At 71.0% G+C, this 16,183-nt stretch carries 15 protein-coding genes; 1 reads left to right on the plus strand and 14 read right to left on the minus strand.

Annotated features, from left to right (window positions below):
* Nucleotides 1-146: 146 nt before the first annotated feature.
* The 13 genes from nusB to ACFVTC_RS31540 form a co-directional block, all read right to left on the minus strand.
* Nucleotides 147-581, minus strand: a complete 435-nt coding sequence (gene nusB, locus ACFVTC_RS31480; protein ID WP_390131861.1) for a transcription antitermination factor NusB — start codon at nt 579-581, stop codon at nt 147-149.
* A 2-nt stretch (nt 582-583) separates the two neighbouring features.
* Nucleotides 584-1,150 carry an elongation factor P gene (efp, locus tag ACFVTC_RS31485; RefSeq protein WP_010988257.1) on the minus strand — a complete coding sequence of 189 codons (567 nt, stop codon included), beginning with the start codon at nt 1,148-1,150 and terminating at the stop codon, nt 584-586.
* A 58-nt stretch (nt 1,151-1,208) separates the two neighbouring features.
* Nucleotides 1,209-2,315, minus strand: coding sequence for a M24 family metallopeptidase (locus ACFVTC_RS31490; RefSeq protein WP_390131862.1), 1,107 nt, complete (start codon nt 2,313-2,315; stop codon nt 1,209-1,211).
* A gap of 101 nt (nt 2,316-2,416) precedes the next feature.
* Nucleotides 2,417-3,295: a Pro-rich N-terminal domain-containing protein gene (locus ACFVTC_RS31495; RefSeq protein WP_390131863.1), complete on the minus strand. Its 879-nt coding sequence runs from the start codon at nt 3,293-3,295 to the stop codon at nt 2,417-2,419.
* Between the two features lie 203 nt (nt 3,296-3,498).
* Nucleotides 3,499-4,590 carry a 3-dehydroquinate synthase gene (aroB, locus tag ACFVTC_RS31500; RefSeq protein ID WP_168527174.1) on the minus strand — a complete coding sequence of 364 codons (1,092 nt, stop codon included), beginning with the start codon at nt 4,588-4,590 and terminating at the stop codon, nt 3,499-3,501.
* Complete coding sequence (locus ACFVTC_RS31505) at nt 4,587-5,105, minus strand: shikimate kinase (RefSeq protein ID WP_390131864.1); 519 nt, start codon at nt 5,103-5,105, stop codon at nt 4,587-4,589. Before ACFVTC_RS31505 ends, aroB begins: the two co-directional genes overlap by 4 nt.
* On the minus strand, nt 5,102-6,286 hold the full coding sequence (gene aroC, locus ACFVTC_RS31510) for a chorismate synthase (RefSeq protein WP_390131865.1): 1,185 nt from the start codon (nt 6,284-6,286) through the stop codon (nt 5,102-5,104). The genes ACFVTC_RS31505 and aroC overlap by 4 nt, the downstream gene beginning before the upstream one ends.
* 201 nt (nt 6,287-6,487) lie before the next feature.
* Nucleotides 6,488-7,327 carry a shikimate dehydrogenase gene (locus tag ACFVTC_RS31515; protein ID WP_390131866.1) on the minus strand — a complete coding sequence of 280 codons (840 nt, stop codon included), beginning with the start codon at nt 7,325-7,327 and terminating at the stop codon, nt 6,488-6,490.
* Nucleotides 7,308-9,113 carry an endolytic transglycosylase MltG gene (gene mltG, locus ACFVTC_RS31520; protein ID WP_390131867.1) on the minus strand — a complete coding sequence of 602 codons (1,806 nt, stop codon included), beginning with the start codon at nt 9,111-9,113 and terminating at the stop codon, nt 7,308-7,310. Before mltG ends, ACFVTC_RS31515 begins: the two co-directional genes overlap by 20 nt.
* Nucleotides 9,114-9,235: 122 nt before the next feature.
* Complete coding sequence (gene ruvX / locus ACFVTC_RS31525) at nt 9,236-9,700, minus strand: Holliday junction resolvase RuvX (protein WP_390132031.1); 465 nt, start codon at nt 9,698-9,700, stop codon at nt 9,236-9,238.
* Nucleotides 9,701-9,753: 53 nt separating this feature from the next.
* Complete coding sequence (gene alaS / locus ACFVTC_RS31530) at nt 9,754-12,426, minus strand: alanine--tRNA ligase (RefSeq protein WP_390131868.1); 2,673 nt, start codon at nt 12,424-12,426, stop codon at nt 9,754-9,756.
* Nucleotides 12,426-12,764: a DUF6167 family protein gene (locus ACFVTC_RS31535; RefSeq protein WP_390131869.1), complete on the minus strand. Its 339-nt coding sequence runs from the start codon at nt 12,762-12,764 to the stop codon at nt 12,426-12,428. The genes alaS and ACFVTC_RS31535 overlap by 1 nt, the downstream gene beginning before the upstream one ends.
* A 7-nt stretch (nt 12,765-12,771) precedes the next feature.
* A complete protein-coding gene (locus tag ACFVTC_RS31540) occupies nt 12,772-13,206 on the minus strand; it encodes a DUF948 domain-containing protein (protein ID WP_356282836.1) in 435 nt (144 codons plus the stop codon).
* A 160-nt stretch (nt 13,207-13,366) separates the two neighbouring features.
* Between ACFVTC_RS31540 and ACFVTC_RS31545 the strand changes: the two genes are divergently transcribed.
* Nucleotides 13,367-15,535, plus strand: coding sequence for an ATP-binding protein (locus ACFVTC_RS31545; RefSeq protein ID WP_390131870.1), 2,169 nt, complete (start codon nt 13,367-13,369; stop codon nt 15,533-15,535).
* A gap of 33 nt (nt 15,536-15,568) precedes the next feature.
* On the opposite strand, the gene rpsD is transcribed toward ACFVTC_RS31545, so the two are convergent.
* On the minus strand, nt 15,569-16,183 hold the full coding sequence (gene rpsD / locus ACFVTC_RS31550) for a 30S ribosomal protein S4 (protein WP_153291663.1): 615 nt from the start codon (nt 16,181-16,183) through the stop codon (nt 15,569-15,571).

Raw genomic sequence — 16,183 nt, forward strand, 5'->3', positions numbered from 1 at the left:
GACCAGGAGGTTCCGGCCACCCCGGCGGCTTTCTGCGGGCCTCGGGACCCACGCGGGCACAGGAACGCCGGAGGGCCCGCAGCGAACGCGCTGCGGGCCCTCCGGCGATTTCCCACCTGTGTCCAGGCTGTACGGACGAGCCTCGGTCAGGTCTCGTCCCGGCGGAGCGACGGCTTGAGGTTCTTGAGCCGGCCCAGCAGTCCGTTGACGAACGAGGGCGACTCGTCCGTCGAGAACTCCTTGGCGAGCTGCACCGCCTCGTCGAGCACCACCGCGTCGGGGGTCCCGTCGACCCAGATCAGCTCGTAGGCGCCAAGGCGCAGGATGTTGCGGTCGACGACCGGCATCCTGTCCAGCGTCCAGTCGACGGCGTACGTCGCGATGAGCTCGTCGATCCGCTTCGCCTTGGTGGCGTAGCCCTCGACCAGCTCCATCGTGTACTCGCTGACCGGTGGCTGCCGGGTGTCGTTCCGGGAGTGCCGGATCCAGTCCGCGAGGACCGTCAGGACGTCCACGCCGCGCTGGTCGCCCTCGAAGAGGATCTGGAAGGCGCGCTTGCGGGCCGTGTTGCGGGCAGCCACGGTTAGCTGTTCACCCGGCCGAGGTAGTCGCTCGTGCGGGTGTCGACCTTGATCTTCTCACCGGTGGTGATGAAGAGCGGGACCTGGATCTGGTGGCCGGTCTCCAGGGTGGCGGGCTTGGTGCCACCGGTGGAGCGGTCGCCCTGGACACCCGGCTCGGTCTCCTGGATGACGAGCTCGACGGCGGCGGGCAGCTCGACGAAGAGCACTTCGCCCTCGTGCTGCGCCACGGTGGCCGTGAAGCCCTCGATCAGGAAGTTGGCGGCGTCGCCGACGGACTTGCGGTCGACCATGAGCTGGTCGTACGTGTCCATGTCCATGAAGACGAAGTACTCGCCGTCCATGTACGAGAACTGCATGTCGCGCTTGTCGATCGTGGCCGTCTCGACCTTGACGCCGGCGTTGAACGTCTTGTCGACGACCTTGCCGGAGAGCACGTTCTTCAGCTTGGTGCGCACGAAGGCCGGGCCCTTGCCGGGCTTGACGTGCTGGAACTCGACGACGGACCAGAGCTGGCCTCCGTCGAGCTTGAGCACCAGGCCGTTCTTGAGGTCGTTCGTGGAAGCCACGGTTGCGGAATCTCCTGGACTGACGTGGACGACCCCGGGACACGCGCACAGCCGGGGGCTAGAGCGCGAGCAGTTCCTTGGTCGTGATGGTGAGTAGCTCGGGTCCGCCGTCCGCCTCGGGGCGTACGACGAGCGTGTCATCGATCCGGACACCGCCCCGGCCCGGGAGGTGGACCCCCGGTTCGACGGTGACCGGCACGCAAGCGTCCAGTTTACCCATGGCCGCGGGGGCCAACTGCGGGTCCTCGTCGATTTCGAGCCCGACGCCGTGTCCCGTCAGGGTGGGAAGGGCCTCCGCGTACCCCGCGGAGTCGAGCACCTGACGGGCCGCGCGGTCCACGTCACGGTAGGCGGCGCCGGGCACCAGCGCCTCGCGTCCGGCCCGCTGGGCGGCGAAGACGAGGTCGTAGAGGGCGATCTGCCAGTCCGCGGGCGAGGTGCCGATCACGAAGGTACGGCCGACCTCGCAGCGGTACCCGCGATAGGTCGCGCCGAGGCAGACGGACAGGAAATCGCCCTCCTCGACCCGCCGGTCCGTGGGCCGGTGCCCGCATCTCCCGGAGTTCGGCCCGGTGCCCACCGAGGTCGCGAAGGCCGGTCCGTCGGCACCGTGGTCGACCAGCCGGCGCTCCAGCTCGAGGGCGAGATGACGCTCCGTCCGGCCGACGAGAATGGACTCGAGGAGTTCCCCGAGTGCCTGGTCGGCGATCTCGGCGCCGACCCGCAGACAGGAGATCTCCTCCTCGTCCTTGATCACCCGCAGTTGTTCGACCGCGGCGCCCAGGTCGCTCAGGCGCAGTCGCGGCGCCACCGACCCCATGGCCCGGTGCCGGGTCACGGTCAGGTGGTGTTCCTCCACGGCCAGCGAGTCGGCTCCCTGCGCGGTGGCGACATCGGCCGCGGCGACGGCCGGGTCACCGCCCGGACCGGACAGCGCCTGTACGCGCAGCGCCTCGTCCGGACGTCCCGCGCCGGCCTCGTCGGCCGGCGGACCCGCGCAGAGCAACAGGTCCTCTCCCCTGCCCAGCAGGAGGACGGCACCGCGCGGGGCCGCCCCCGCGAGATACCTCACGTTGGCGGGGCGCGTGACGAGCGCGGTCGCGCTGCCACCCGCCGTACAGCGCTCCCTCAGCCGCTCGCGGCGAGCCGCGTACACCTCTGACATGAATCGAGCCTACGAGCGCCGACCGGATACCGCCGGTTCAGCGGGGCCGGACGGGCGGGTGGGGGTACGGGGCCCCACGGTGCGGGACCGTCAGGGCCGGGCTACCACTGCGGGGGGCTGGCGATCGAACGGGCCAGTACGTCGTCCAGGACCCGGGCCGTGGCCGGTACGTCGAGCTGCGAGTTGTCGATGATGGGCAGCCCCGAGCCGTACCAGCCGGCCATCCGGCCGTGGATGCGGGCGACTTCCTCGTCGGTGAGGCGGCGGTTTCCGGAGCGCTCCGCGTTGCGCTCCAGGACTATCTCCAGGCCCGGCAGCAGGACGACGGGCAGCAGGCCCGGCCCGACGTGCCGCTTCCAGCCGCCGAGTCCGACGACCGGGCGGTCCGGGAAGACGGCGTCGTCGAGGATGCAGGAGATGCCGTTCGCCAGGAAGTTCCGCGCGGCGAAGCCGCAGGTGCGGCGGGCCAGGCGGTACTGCGCCTCCGAGTGGTCGTTCCACCCCGACTGCGGGTCGGCGAACCCGGAGCGCACCCATTCCCGTACGTCGTCGAGGCTGATGTGGGCCGTCGGCACGCGGCGGTGGTCCGCCCAGTACTTGGCGACGCTGGTCTTGCCCGCGCCCGCGGGGCCGATGAGCAGCACGGCGAGCGTGGTCGCCGTGGGATCGAGGGCGCCCGTGGCGGGGGGTGCGCTCGGCATGCCGACCGGGCCGCCCGGGGGCAGCTGCACATGTCCCGTGGTGTCGGGCACGGGCGGTACGGGGGCGTGCCGCGGGGGCGCGGGGTGCGGCAGATGCGAAGGCGGCGCCGGGGGTCCCGGGGGCGGACCCGCGAAACCGGGAGCGGGTGCGCTCGTGGGTGCCGGACCGGGGTGTCCGCCGGGGTGCCCCGGATGGTGCGCGGCCGGCGACCAGCCGGCGCCCGGTCCGTGCCCCGGCTGGTGGGGCGGCGGCAGCGGAGCCCCCACTGCGTGCTGCATCCGGTGCCACTCCGTCTCGTACAGGCGATGGGCGCTGGCGAGCGGAGCCTCGGTCCCGACCCGCTCTCCCCCACCCTAGAGGGCGCGGGAGGCGCCCCTACCGAACGGTACCTTCCCCGGCCGCCGTTGTGTGAACGGCCCGGGAAGGCGGTAAGTGCCCGTGCGGCGAGGGTAAATCCACGCAAGTGGGGGCCCGTTGGGTGTTACTCCCCCACTTCGCCGTACGCGGCGAGGAGCACGGCCGGGTCGGGGCCCTCCAGGACGGTCGGCTTGGCCAGCCCGTCGAGGACGATGAAGCGCAGCAGGTCGCCGCGCGACTTCTTGTCGACCTTCATGTTCTCCAGGAGCTTCGGCCACTGGTCGTGGCGGTAGCTCAGCGGGAGGCCCACGGATTCGAGGATCGTGCGGTGCCGGTCGGCGGTGGCGTCGTCCAGCCGGCCCGCGAGCCGGCCGAGTTCGGCGGCGAAGTGCATGCCGACGGCGACGGCGGCACCGTGCCGCCACTTGTAGCGCTCGTTCTTCTCGATGGCGTGCGCGAGGGTGTGCCCGTAGTTGAGGATCTCGCGCAGCCCCGACTCCTTGAGGTCGCCGGAGACGACCTCGGCCTTGACCTTGATGGAGCGCTCGATCAGCTCGGCGGTGTGCGGGCCCGCGGGTGTGCGGGCCGCCTGCGGGTCGGACTCGATGAGCTCCAGGATCGCGGGGTCGGCGATGAAGCCGGCCTTGATGATCTCGGCCAGGCCGGAGACGAAGTCGTTGACCGGCAGCGAGTCGAGCGCGGCCAGGTCGCAGAGCACCCCCGCCGGCGGGTGGAAGGCGCCGACGAGGTTCTTGCCCTCGGCGGTGTTGATACCGGTCTTGCCGCCGACCGCCGCGTCCACCATGCCGAGCACGGTGGTGGGGACGGCGATCCAGCGCACCCCGCGCAGCCAGGTCGCCGCCACGAAACCGGCCAGGTCGGTGGTGGCTCCGCCGCCCACGCCGACGATCACGTCGGTGCGGGTGAAGCCGGACTGGCCCAGCGCCTTCCAGCAGTAGGCGGCGACCTCGGCGGTCTTGGCCTCCTCCGCGTTCGGCACCTGGATGGCGACGGCCTCGAAGCCCTGCCCGGCCAGGTCGGCGCGCAGTGCCTCGCCGGTCTCGGCGAGCGCCTCGGGGTGGACGACCGCGACGCGCTTGGCCCGGTCGCCGATCAGCCCGCCGAGCTCACCGAGGAGCTGACGGCCGACCAGGACCTCGTAGGGGTCGGTGCCCGCGGTGCCGCCGACCTGGATACGCGTCACTGCCTCGCTCATGCTTCCTTCAACTCCAGTGCGTCGAGGACGGCTTGGGCGACCTCTTCGGGGGTGCGGCCGTCGGTGGGCACGACCGCGCTGGCGACTTCGGTGTACAGGTGGCGCCGTGCCTCCATCAGCTCGCGCCACTGCCGTCTCGGGTTGACGGCGAGCAGCGGCCGGGCCACGTTCAGGCCGGTGCGCTGGACCGCCTCGTCGACCTCCATCGAGAGGTAGACGACCCGGTGCCCGGTGAGCAGCGTGCGGGTGTCCTCGTCGAGGATCGAGCCGCCGCCGAGCGCCAGTACGCCGTCGTGGCCGGCCAGCGCGCGGCCGACCGCGCGCTTCTCGACGGCGCGGAAGACCGGCTCGCCGTCGTCGACGAAGATGTCGGCGATGGTGCGGCCCTGTTCGGCCACGATGTCGTCGTCGGTGTCCCGGTAGGCGCAGCCGAGCCGCTCGGCGAGCAGCGCGCCCACCGTGGTCTTGCCGACACCCATCGGGCCGACCAGCACGACCAGCGGTCCCGCGGTCACCGTACGACCAGGTTCTCGAGGTACGACTCGACGTTGCGCCGCGTCTCGGGGACGCTGTCGCCGCCGAACTTCTCCGCCACCGCGTCCGCGAGGACCAGGGCGACCATGGCCTCGGCGACGATGCCCGCGGCCGGGACCGCGCACACGTCGGAGCGCTGGTGGTGGGCCTGGGCGGCCTCTCCGGTGGCCACGTCGATGGTGGCCAGCGCGCGCGGCACGGTCGCGATCGGCTTCATCGCGGCGCGGACCCGCAGCAGCTCGCCGGTGGTCAGACCGCCCTCGGTGCCGCCGGAGCGGCCGGTGGTGCGGCGGATGCCGTCCTCGCTGTGGACGATCTCGTCGTGGGCCTGGGAGCCGGGTACCCGGGCCAGTTCGAAGCCGTCTCCGACCTCGACGCCCTTGATGGCCTGGATGCCCATGAGCGCGGCGGCGAGCCGGGCGTCGAGCCGCCGGTCCCAGTGGACGTGCGAGCCGAGGCCCACGGGCACGCCGTACGCGAGCACCTCGACGACCCCGCCGAGCGTGTCGCCGTCCTTGTGGGCCTGGTCGATCTCCGCGACCATCGCCTTCGACGCGTCGCTGTCGAGGCAGCGCACCGGGTCGGCGTCGAGCTTCTCGACGTCCGAGGGCCTGGGGTGGACGCCGTACGGTGCCTTCGCCGCGGCGAGCTCGACGACGTGCGAGACGATCTCGATCCCGGCCGTCTCCTTGAGGTACGAGCGGGCCACCGCGCCCAGGGCCACGCGGGCGGCGGTCTCACGGGCGGAGGCGCGCTCCAGGATCGGCCGGGCCTCGTCGAAGCCGTACTTCTGCATGCCCGCGAGGTCTGCGTGGCCGGGCCGGGGCCGGGTCAGCGGGGCGTTGCGGGCGAGTTCGGCGAGGATCTCCGGGGCGACCGGGTCGGCCGCCATGACCTGCTCCCACTTGGGCCACTCGGTGTTGCCGACCATGACGGCCACCGGCGAGCCGAGGGTGAGGCCGTGCCGGACTCCGCCCAGGAAGGTGACCTCGTCACGCTCGAACTTCATCCGGGCACCGCGTCCATAGCCCAGGCGCCGCCGGGCGAGGTGGTCCGCCACCATGTCCGTGGTGATCGGAACGCCGGCGGGAAGACCCTCCAGCGTCGCGACGAGTGCGGGACCGTGGGACTCCCCCGCGGTCAGCCAGCGCAACCTGCTCAACGGTGCTCCTCATGCTCGCGCCCTGGTACTGCTGCTGCGTACACGCGTTCTCGCGTACGGCGACGGCGCGACCGGGTGCGCGGCCCGGGTCCGCCACCCCCGATCCTCCCACGGCCGGACCTCCCGTCCGGCCCCAGGTCCATCAGGCGGACGTGTCCGGTCGGGCCGGAAGATGTCCGACGGGACCGGCCGGAGGGTGCTTCAGCGTCCGGCGAGCGCGTGCTCGCCCGCCGTACGCATGGCGCCCAGGGGGGCCGGGGAGCGTCCGGTCATCTTCTCGACCTGCAGCACGGCCTGGTGCACGAGCAGGTCGAGGCCGCCGACGACGGCGCCGCCGTACGCCGACCAGCGGGCGGCCAGCTCGGTGGGCCACGGGTCGTAGAGCACGTCGAAGAGGGTCGCCGGCCGTTCCGGGACCGCGGCGGCCAGCGCGTCCGTGGCGCCCGCCGGGGTCGTGGCGATCACCAGCGGGGCGCGCAGGGCCCGCTCGGCGTCCGCCCAGTCGGCGGTACGGACGCTCACGTCGAGCCGTTCGCCCCACTGCCGCATCTCGGCGGCGCGCTCGGCGCTGCGCACGTAGGCGACGACTTCTCCGGTGCAGACGCGGGCCAGGGCGGCGAGCGCGGACGAGGCGGTGGCCCCGGCGCCCAGGACGGCGGCGGACTCCACCTGCTCGATGCCGTGCTCGCGCAGCGCGGCGACCATCCCGGGGATGTCGGTGTTGTCGCCGACGCGACGACCGTCGTCGGTGAGGACGACGGTGTTGACCGCCTCGACGGAGGCCGCCGTCCCGCTGATCCCGTCGAGCAGCGGGATGACGGCCCGCTTGAGGGGCATGGTCAGCGAGAGGCCCGCCCACTCGCTGCCGAGTTCCTCCAGGAATCCCGGCAGCGCCTCCTCGTCGACCTCGAAGCGGTCGTAGGACCAGTCGTCGAGTCCCAGTTCCCGGTACGCGGCGCGGTGCAGCACCGGCGAGAGGGAATGGGCGATCGGCGAACCGAGGACCGCCGCCCGCCGGGCGTCAGTGGCCCGAACTCTCATTGAACTTGTCCTTGAGCCTCTGGAATTCGGCGTAGGTCTTGGCGAATTCGGTGTTGTTCTGGCCGTCGGTCGCCACGAAGTAGAGCCAGCCGTCGTCGGTCGGGTTCAGCGCCGCATTGAACGCGTCGTCACCGGGGTTTCCGATGGGACCGGGCGGCAGACCGCTGTTCGTATAGGTGTTGTACGGGTCCTTGTTGCTGTTGATCTCGGACTCGCTGATGTGGATGTTGCTCTGGCCCTTCAGGTAATTGAAGGTCGAGTCGAACTGGAGCAGCCGGTTGGTCTGCGTGTTCGTGGACTTGAGGCGGTTGTAGATCACCTCTGCCATCTTGCGGAAGTCGTCGTGGGTCTTGCCCTCGGCCTGGACCATGCTGGCGACCGTGACGAGCTGCAGCGGATCGGCGAGGTCGAATTCCTTGGCCTTCGCCTCGACGTTCAGCTTCTTGTAGTTCTCCACCGCCTGCGTGACCATCTGCTTCAGGACGACTTCCGGCTTCATCCCCTTGGCGGCGGGATAGGTCGCCGGGTAGAGGAATCCTTCCAGCGGTTCCTTGATGTCCTTGTTGTTGTTCGCCCAGCTGGGCAGTCCGAAGGTCTTGTATTCCTTCTTGGCGACCTTGGCGGTGGTGCCGTCGGGAAGTGAGAGCTTCTCGTCGATCTTCTTGTAGACGAGGATGTTGCGCTCGCCCGGAACGACGACCACGTTGTTCTGGCTCTTGGGGTCGAGCATGAGCTTGACGGCGTTGGCGGCCGACATCTCTTTCTTCAGCAGATAGGCCCCGGCCTGGATCTTCGTCCCGTCGGGATTGGTCTGCTGCGCGGACACGAAGGCGTCGACGCTCTTGATGACGCCGGCCTGCTTCAGCGCCTGCGCGATCGCGAAACCGCCCGCGCCCTTGGGGATGTTGACCGTCACCTCTCCGGTGCCGTTACCCACATAGTCCGGAGCCGGGCCGAAACGTTTTTGGTAGAACTGGTACCCGAAGTAACCGACACCGCCGACACCGCCGCCGAGGACGAGTACGACCACCAGGCAGGCGCAGCCGCTGCGGCGCTTCTTGGTCGTGCCGCCCTTGCCGCCCCGGCCCTTCCGGTCGCCGCGGCCGCCTTTCGGATCGTCGTCCTCGGAGTCGTCGTCATCGTCGCCCTCCGCGAAGAAGGCGTGCTCGCCCTGGTCCGGACCCGGGTCCCAGTCGGTCGGGGCCGGTTCGGGCTCGGCGCGGCGGCGCGCGGGCGGTTGTGGCGGCGGGTACGCGTCGGGGGTGTTGTAGAAGTCGGGCTGCTGACCGCCGTACGCGGCGGCCTGGTTCGCGTACGGGTCCGTCGGGTCGGCCGCGTAGGCGACCTGGTGCTGTGTCCCGTTGTCCCAGCCGCCGTCGTGGTACTGCTGCTGGTCCTGACCCTGGTATTGCTGCTGCCCGGGGTCGGTGTACTGCTGCTGGTCGTGGCCGGGGTACTGCCCCCCGTACTGCTGCTGCCCCTGACCGCCGTAGTGCTGCTGCGGCCCCTGACCGCCGTGGTGCTGCTGCCCCTGGTCGTGGTACTGCTGCCCCGGGTTCTGCGGGCCCGCGGCATCGAACTGCAGCTGGCCGTAGCCGCCCTGCTGACCGTCGCTCCAGTCGCCGTACTGCGGCTGCTGCTGTTGCGGCTGCTGCGGATAGTGCTGCGGCTGGCCGCCGTAGGGGGGCTGGCCGTCGGCGGCCTGCCCTCCCCATCCGCCGTCCCCGTACAACGGGTCCTCCGGATGCCACGGTTCGGAGCCTGGGCCCCGGCCATACTCAGTCATCGATCCCCTAGAGCCGCGAGGCGGTGGCCGCTGGCGTGGTGGCTCGGCTCCCGTTCGCCTCATTTGCTGTGCGGTGGTTGTTCGAACACCACCACATCGCGCGGAACGTTACCGTATCGCGATCAGATGACCACTTCGACGCCCTCGCCAGGTGGATTACCTGACACCCGTTCGGATTCCAAGGCCTGTTGAAGGATGATCACAGCGGCCGCCTGATCGATGACCGACCTGCCCTTCTTGGACTTCACGCCCGAGGCGCGCAGTCCGTGAGTGGCCGACACGGTGGTCATTCTCTCGTCGATGAGTCTCACCGCGACCGGTGCGATCGACCGGGCGAGCTCCTGGGCGAAACCACGGACCTTCGCGGCGGCCGGGCCCTCGCCCCCCTTGAGGGAGCGAGGCAGTCCTACGACGACCTCGATGGGCTCGTACTCCTCGACCAACTGCCGCAGCCGGCGCTGGGCGGCGGGCACGTCCCGTCCCGGCACGGTCTCGACCGGAGTCGCGAGGATCCCGTCGGGGTCGCACGAGGCGACCCCGATCCGCGCGTCCCCGACGTCGATCGCGAGCCGGCGGCCGCGGCGCATGCCCCGGCCCCCCTCGCCGCCCGGACCGTCCGTGCCCACGGGCCCGTCCACGCTCACTTGGCGGTCTCGCCGACCAGGCGTTCGACGGCGTCCATGGCCTCACCGATGGCGGCCGGGTTCTGGCCGCCGCCCTGCGCGACGTCCGGCTTGCCGCCACCGCCGCCGCCGAGGGTCTTGGCGGCGGTACGGACCAGGTCGCCGGCCTTGAGACCGCGCTCGCGGGCCGCCTCGTTGGTGGCGATGACCGTGAGCGGCTTGCCGCCCGAGGTGGTGAACAGGGCCACGACGACGGCCCGGCCGCCCTGGATGCGGCCGCGTACGTCGAGGACCAGCTTGCGCAGGTCGTCCGCGCCCGTCCCGTCCGGAACCTGGCCGGTGACCAGGGCGACACCATGGACGTCCTTGGCGGACCCGGCGAGACCGGCGGCGGCCTGCAGGACCTTCTCCGCGCGGAACTTCTCGATCTCCTTCTCGGCGTCCTTCAGCTTGCCGAGCATGGCGGAGACCTTCTCCGGGAGCTCCTCCGAGCGGCCCTTGATCAGCTCCTGGAGCTGAGCGACGACCGTGTGCTCCTTGGCGAGGAAGTTGTAGGCGTCGACGCCCACCAGGGCCTCGATACGGCGCACACCGGAGCCGATCGAGGACTCCCCGAGCAGCTTGACCAGGCCGAGCTGGGCGGTGTTGTGGACGTGCGTGCCGCCGCACAGCTCCTTGGAGAAGTCGCCGATGGTCACCACGCGTACGCGCTCGCCGTACTTCTCGCCGAACTCGGCGATGGCGCCCTGCTTCTTGGCCTCGTCGAGACTCAGGATCTCGGCGTGCACGTCCAGGTCCCGGGCGAGCACCTCGTTGATCTTCTGCTCGACGTCGGTCATGACGGCCGTGGGAACGGCCGACGGCGAACCGAAGTCGAAGCGGAAGCGGCCCGGCTGGTTCTCGGAACCGGCCTGGGCGGCCGTCGGGCCGAGGGCGTCGCGCAGGGCCTGGTGGGTGAGGTGCGTGGCCGAGTGGGCGCGGGCGATGGCCGTCCGCCGACGCGTGTCGATGGTGGCCTGGGCCTGGGCGCCGACGGTGACCTCGCCGACCTGGACGACGCCCTTGTGGACGTACACGCCCGGGACGGGCTTCTGGCAGTCGCGGACCTCGACGATCGCGCCGCTGTCCACCCGGATGCGCCCGGTGTCGCCGATCTGCCCACCGCCCTCGGCGTAGAACGGGGTGCGGTCGAGGACGATCTCGACCTCGTCGCCCTCGGTGGCAGCGGGCGACGACACACCGTCGACCAGGATGCCGACGATCGTCGACTCTCCCTCGGTCCGGTCGTATCCGATGAAGTCGGTCGAACCGGCGGCGTCGGCGATCTGCCGGTAGGCGCCGAGGTCGGCGTGACCGGTCTTCTTGGCACGGGCGTCGGCCTTGGCCTTGTCCCGCTGTTCCTTCATCAGGCGGCGGAAGCCGTCCTCGTCCACGGAGAGGCCCTGTTCGGCGGCCATCTCCAGGGTGAGGTCGATCGGGAAGCCCCAGGTGTCGTGGAGCAGGAAGGCCTTGTCGCCGGCGAGGACCGTGCCGCCGGAGTCCTTGGTGTCCGTGATGGCCGTGTCGAGGATGTTCGTGCCGGCCTTGAGCGTCTTGAGGAAGGCGGCCTCCTCGGCGAGGGCCACGGTCTCGATCCGCCTGCGGTCGCTGACCAGCTCCGGGTACTGCCGGCCCATCATCGCGATCACGACGTCGATGAGGTCCTTGACGACCGGACCCGTGGCACCGAGCAGGCGCATGTTGCGGATGGCGCGGCGCATGATGCGGCGCAGCACGTATCCGCGACCCTCGTTGCCGGGGCTCACACCGTCGCCGATGAGCATCACGGACGTCCGCATGTGGTCGGTGACCACGCGCAGCGAGACGTCGGATTCGTGGGCGACGCCGTACTCGACGCCCGTCAGCTCGGTGGCCTTCCTGATGACGGCCATGGAGGTGTCGATCTCGTACATGTTCTGCACGTCCTGCAGAATCATGGCGAGGCGTTCCAGGCCGAGGCCGGTGTCGATGTTCTTGCTGGGCAGCTCGCCGAGGATCTCGAAGTCCTCCTTCGAGGTGCCCTCGCCGCGCTCGTACTGCATGAAGACCAGGTTCCAGATCTCCACGTACCGCTCGTCGTTGACGGCCGGGCCGCCCTCGACCCCGAACTCGGGACCACGGTCGTAGTTGATCTCGGAGCACGGGCCGCAGGGACCCGGGACGCCCATGGACCAGTAGTTGTCCTTCTTGCCGAGGCGCTGGATGCGCTCGACGGGGACACCGATCTTGTCGCGCCAGATCGACTCGGCCTCGTCGTCGTCGAGGTAGACCGTGATCCACAGCCGCTCGGGGTCGAGCCCGTATCCACCCTTGTCCTGGGGCGAGGTGAGCAGCTCCCAGGCGTAGGTGATGGCGCCTTCCTTGAAGTAGTCGCCGAAGGAGAAGTTGCCGCACATCTGGAAGAACGTGCCGTGGCGGGTGGTCTTGCCGACCTCTTCGATGTCGGGTGTGCGCACGCACTTCTGCACGCTGGTGGCGCGCGACCACGGCGGCTTGACCTCGCCGAGGAAGTACGGCTTGAAGGGGACCATGCCCGCGGGGACCAGGAGCAGAGTCGGGTCGTCCGCGATGAGCGACGCCGAGGGAACGACGGTGTGACCGCGCTCCTCGTAGAAGCTCAACCAGCGGCGGCGAATCTCGGCCGACTCCATCAGTGGTCCTCATTCCGATTGTGCGAGTACGTCGACCTCTCGACATACCTCGGATCATTGCGGTTCTCGATGGCGGCGTACCGCCGGGGTGCGGGGAGTTCGTGGTCGACGGACGCGCCCAGCCCGAGCGCCTCGTCGAGTTCGGCCTCCCGCTGGGCCATGCCCTCGCGGACGTCGAGCGCGAACTCCTTGAGCCGGTGTCCCGCCTCGACCGCCTTGTTCGCGGCCTGGGCGGCGAGGCTCTCGGGAGTCAGCTGCTTGAGCTTGCGGTTGACCTTGGTGGTGGCCCACACACCAGCGGCTGCGCCGGCGGTGAACCAGAAGGTACGGCGGAACATCGCTGCGTCAGTCCTTCTTCCGCTTTCCCCGTCGCGCGGACGGGACGGTGCGGCCCACGATCACGGTACGACGGGAGGCCTTGGGGGGCACATTGTCCTTGCGGCCGCCGATGGCGCGGCGGACGCCGTAGCCGAACGCCGCGACCTTGACCAGCGGGCCGCCGAAGGTGGAGGCGACGGTCGTGGAGAGCGCCGACGCGTTCGACGTGACCTCCTGGACGTCCGACGCGATGGCGTCGACCCGGTCGATCTGGGTCTGTGCGGAGCGCACCGCCTCCGAGGCGTCGGCCAGCAGCGGGACGGCCTGGTCCGTCACGTCGGCCACGAGCTTGGTGGTCGCCCTGAGCGTCTGGGCCAGTCTCGCCAGCGCGACGGCGAGGAACGAGACCAGGATCGCCCAGAAAACGGCCACCAGGATCCCGGCCACCTCACCACCGGACACTGTCGCACCCGCTCCCTAGTACGTGCCTGGACATCGAAAAGTCGTCCCCCGAGCCTATCGCGCCGGGGCCGTCGCCCCGTACCGCATTAACGGCCGAGGGGGCCGGAGTTGTGCGAAGCGATTGTACGGAACGCATACAGGTCAGTACTCTCCGTGTCCCATGCAGTATTTTGACCGGCCCCGGCCCACCGACGGCACGCCGCGCGGCAATCTGCCCCTGGAACTCGACGCGTTCGTCGGCCGCTCGGCCGAACTCGCGCGGCTCACCGAGGCGCTGGAGGGGTCCCGGCTGGTCACGGTGACCGGCGTGGGCGGCGTCGGCAAGTCGCGCCTCGCCGCGCGGACGGCGGCGCGCTCGGACGCGCGGGACGGCGCTTGGCGGGCGGAGCTGGCCGCCGTACGGGATCCGGACCTCGTCGCGTACGCGGTCGTGGAGGCCCTCGGCCTGACGGACCAGACGTCACGGGCGCCGCGCGAGCTCCTGCTCGACCGTCTCGCCGGGCGTCAACTCCTGCTCGTCGTCGACGGGTTCGAGCATCTGGTGGACGCGTGTGCCGCACTGGTGGGCGAGCTGCTGCGGCACACACCGGGGCTGCGGGTGCTCGCGGTCGGACGCAGACCGCTGGAGATCGAGGGCGAACGGCTGTTCCCGCTGGCGCCGCTGGGCGACGCGGAGGCCGTGGAACTGTTCGAGGAGCGGGCGGCGGCCCGGGTCCCCGGGTTCGCGCTGGACGACGGCAACCGGTCGGACGTACAGGAGCTGTGCCGCCGTCTCGACGGCATCCCGCTCGCCGTCGAGCTGGCCGCGGGCCGGCTCAGCGCCCTGTCCCCCGCCCAGTTGCTCTCCCGTCTCGAGGACCGCTTCCGGCTGCTGACGGGCGGCGGACGGGACGCTCTGCCGCGGCACCGGACCCTGCGTACGGCGATCGGCTGGAGCCATGAACTGTGCACGTCCGAGGAGCGGCTGCTGTGGTCGCGGCTCTCGGTGTTCGCCGGCCGGTTCGATCTGGAGGCCGCCGAGTACGTGTGCGGCGGCGACGGACTGCACGCCGACCATGTCCTCGACGTGCTCGGTGCGTTGCTCGCGCAGTCCGTACTGGCCCGCGAGGAGACGCCCGCGGGTCCGCGCTACCGGATGCTGGACTCGGTCCGGGCTTACGGCGCGGACTGGCTGGCCGCGTCGGGGGACGCGGACCGGCTGCGCCGCCGCCACCGCGACTGGTACATGGGTCTGGCGACCTGGTGCGAGCTGGACTGGTTCTCGCCGCGGCAGGCCGAGGTGGCAGCGCGGATCGAGGCGGAGCTGCCGAATCTGCGCCGCGCCCTGGAGTACTGCCTGACCGAGCCGGGTGAGACGCATCTGGGCCAGTACCTCGCGGGCAGCCTCTGGTTCTACTGGGTGGGCTGCGGGCGGCTGGCGGAGGGCCGGCACTGGCTGGAACGCGGCGTGGAACTCGACAGCGACCGTGACCAGTCGCGGCTCAAGGCCCTGTGGGTGCTCGGCTACGTGGCGATCCTGCAGGGCGACACGGTGTCCGCGCTGACCGCGCTCCAGGAGTGCCGCGAGGAGGCGCTGCGCACCGGTAACCCCACCGCCCTCGCCTACGCCGAGCACCGCGCCGGCTGTCTCGCGCTGGTCGGCGACGACATGCGGCGCGCGGAGACCCTGTTGCGCTCGGCGCTCGACCGCTACCACGAGATCGGTGAGCTCAACAGCAACGTGCTGATGGGGCAGGTCGAGCTGGCGATGGCGCTGGCGTTCCAGGGCGATCTGCCCGCCGCGGTGAAGCTGTGCGAGGACGTCCGCAGGGTGTGCGAGGACCACGGGGAGCGCTGGGCGCTGGCGTACGCGCTGTACGTGCTGGCGTACGAGGCCCTCGCCGCCGGCGATCCGGCACGGGCCCGGGAGCTCCTGGTCCGGTGCCTGGACATCGCGCACACCTTTCACGACCTGCTCGGCACGGTCCTCGCGCTGGAGCTGCTCGCCCTGGTCACGACGGTGCAGGGTGATCCGGCGGAGGCCGCGGTGCTGCAGGGCGCGGCGGCCCGGCTGTGGCCGTCGGTGGGGCTGCCACTGTTCGGCTCGGCGTACTACAACGTGCCGCACGAGCGGTGCGAGGCGGGCGCCCGGGAGCGGCTGGGCGACGAGCGCTACGAGGAGTGCGTACGGGCCGGGGAGCGGCTCGGGCGGGAGGCGGCGGTGGAGCGGGCGCTGCGGCGGCCCGGACAGCGACCGCCGGGCGCGGTGCCCGCGCCGCGCAGGCCGGCCCCGGACACGCAGGAGCCCGCCGTCTCGCGCACCTCGAAGGGCGGCGGGACGACGGGCTGACGCGCAGGTGGTGCTACGTCCGCGGGATGAGGATCAGCGGGCGTAGTACTCGACGACGAGCTGCTCGTCGCAGATCACCGGGATCTCCTTGCGGTTCGGCTCGCGGTCCAGGCGGAACGCCAGGGCGCCGAGGTTCACCTGGAGGTAGCGCGGGGTCTCGCCGTCGGGGGCGAAGCCACCGGCGCGGGAGACCTCGAACAGCGTCTTGCTGCGGCTGCGCTCGCGGACCATCACGACGTCGTCGGGACGGACGCGGAACGAGGGCTTGTCGACCTTCTGGCCGTTGACCTCGATGTGGCCGTGGACGACCATCTGGCGGGCCTGGTAGATCGTGCGGGCGATGCCCGAACGCAGGACCAGCGCGTCGAGACGGCGCTCGAGCTCGATGATCAGGGCCTCACCGGTCTTGCCCTGGACCTTGGAGGCACGCTCGTAGGCGCGAACGAGCTGGCGCTCGGACACGTCGTACTGCGCGCGCAGACGCTGCTTCTCGAGCAGACGGACCTTGTAGTCCGAGTTCTGCTTGCGGCCGCGGCCGTGCTCACCCGGCGGGTAGGGGCGGGCCTCGAAGTACTTGACGGCCTTCGGGGTCAGCGCGATGCCGAGGGCACGCGACTTCTTGACCTTGGGGCGGGACTGGTTCGCCAT

It is taken from the genome of Streptomyces sp. NPDC057950 (assembly GCF_042887295.1).
Lineage (GTDB): Bacteria > Actinomycetota > Actinomycetes > Streptomycetales > Streptomycetaceae > Streptomyces > Streptomyces kaempferi.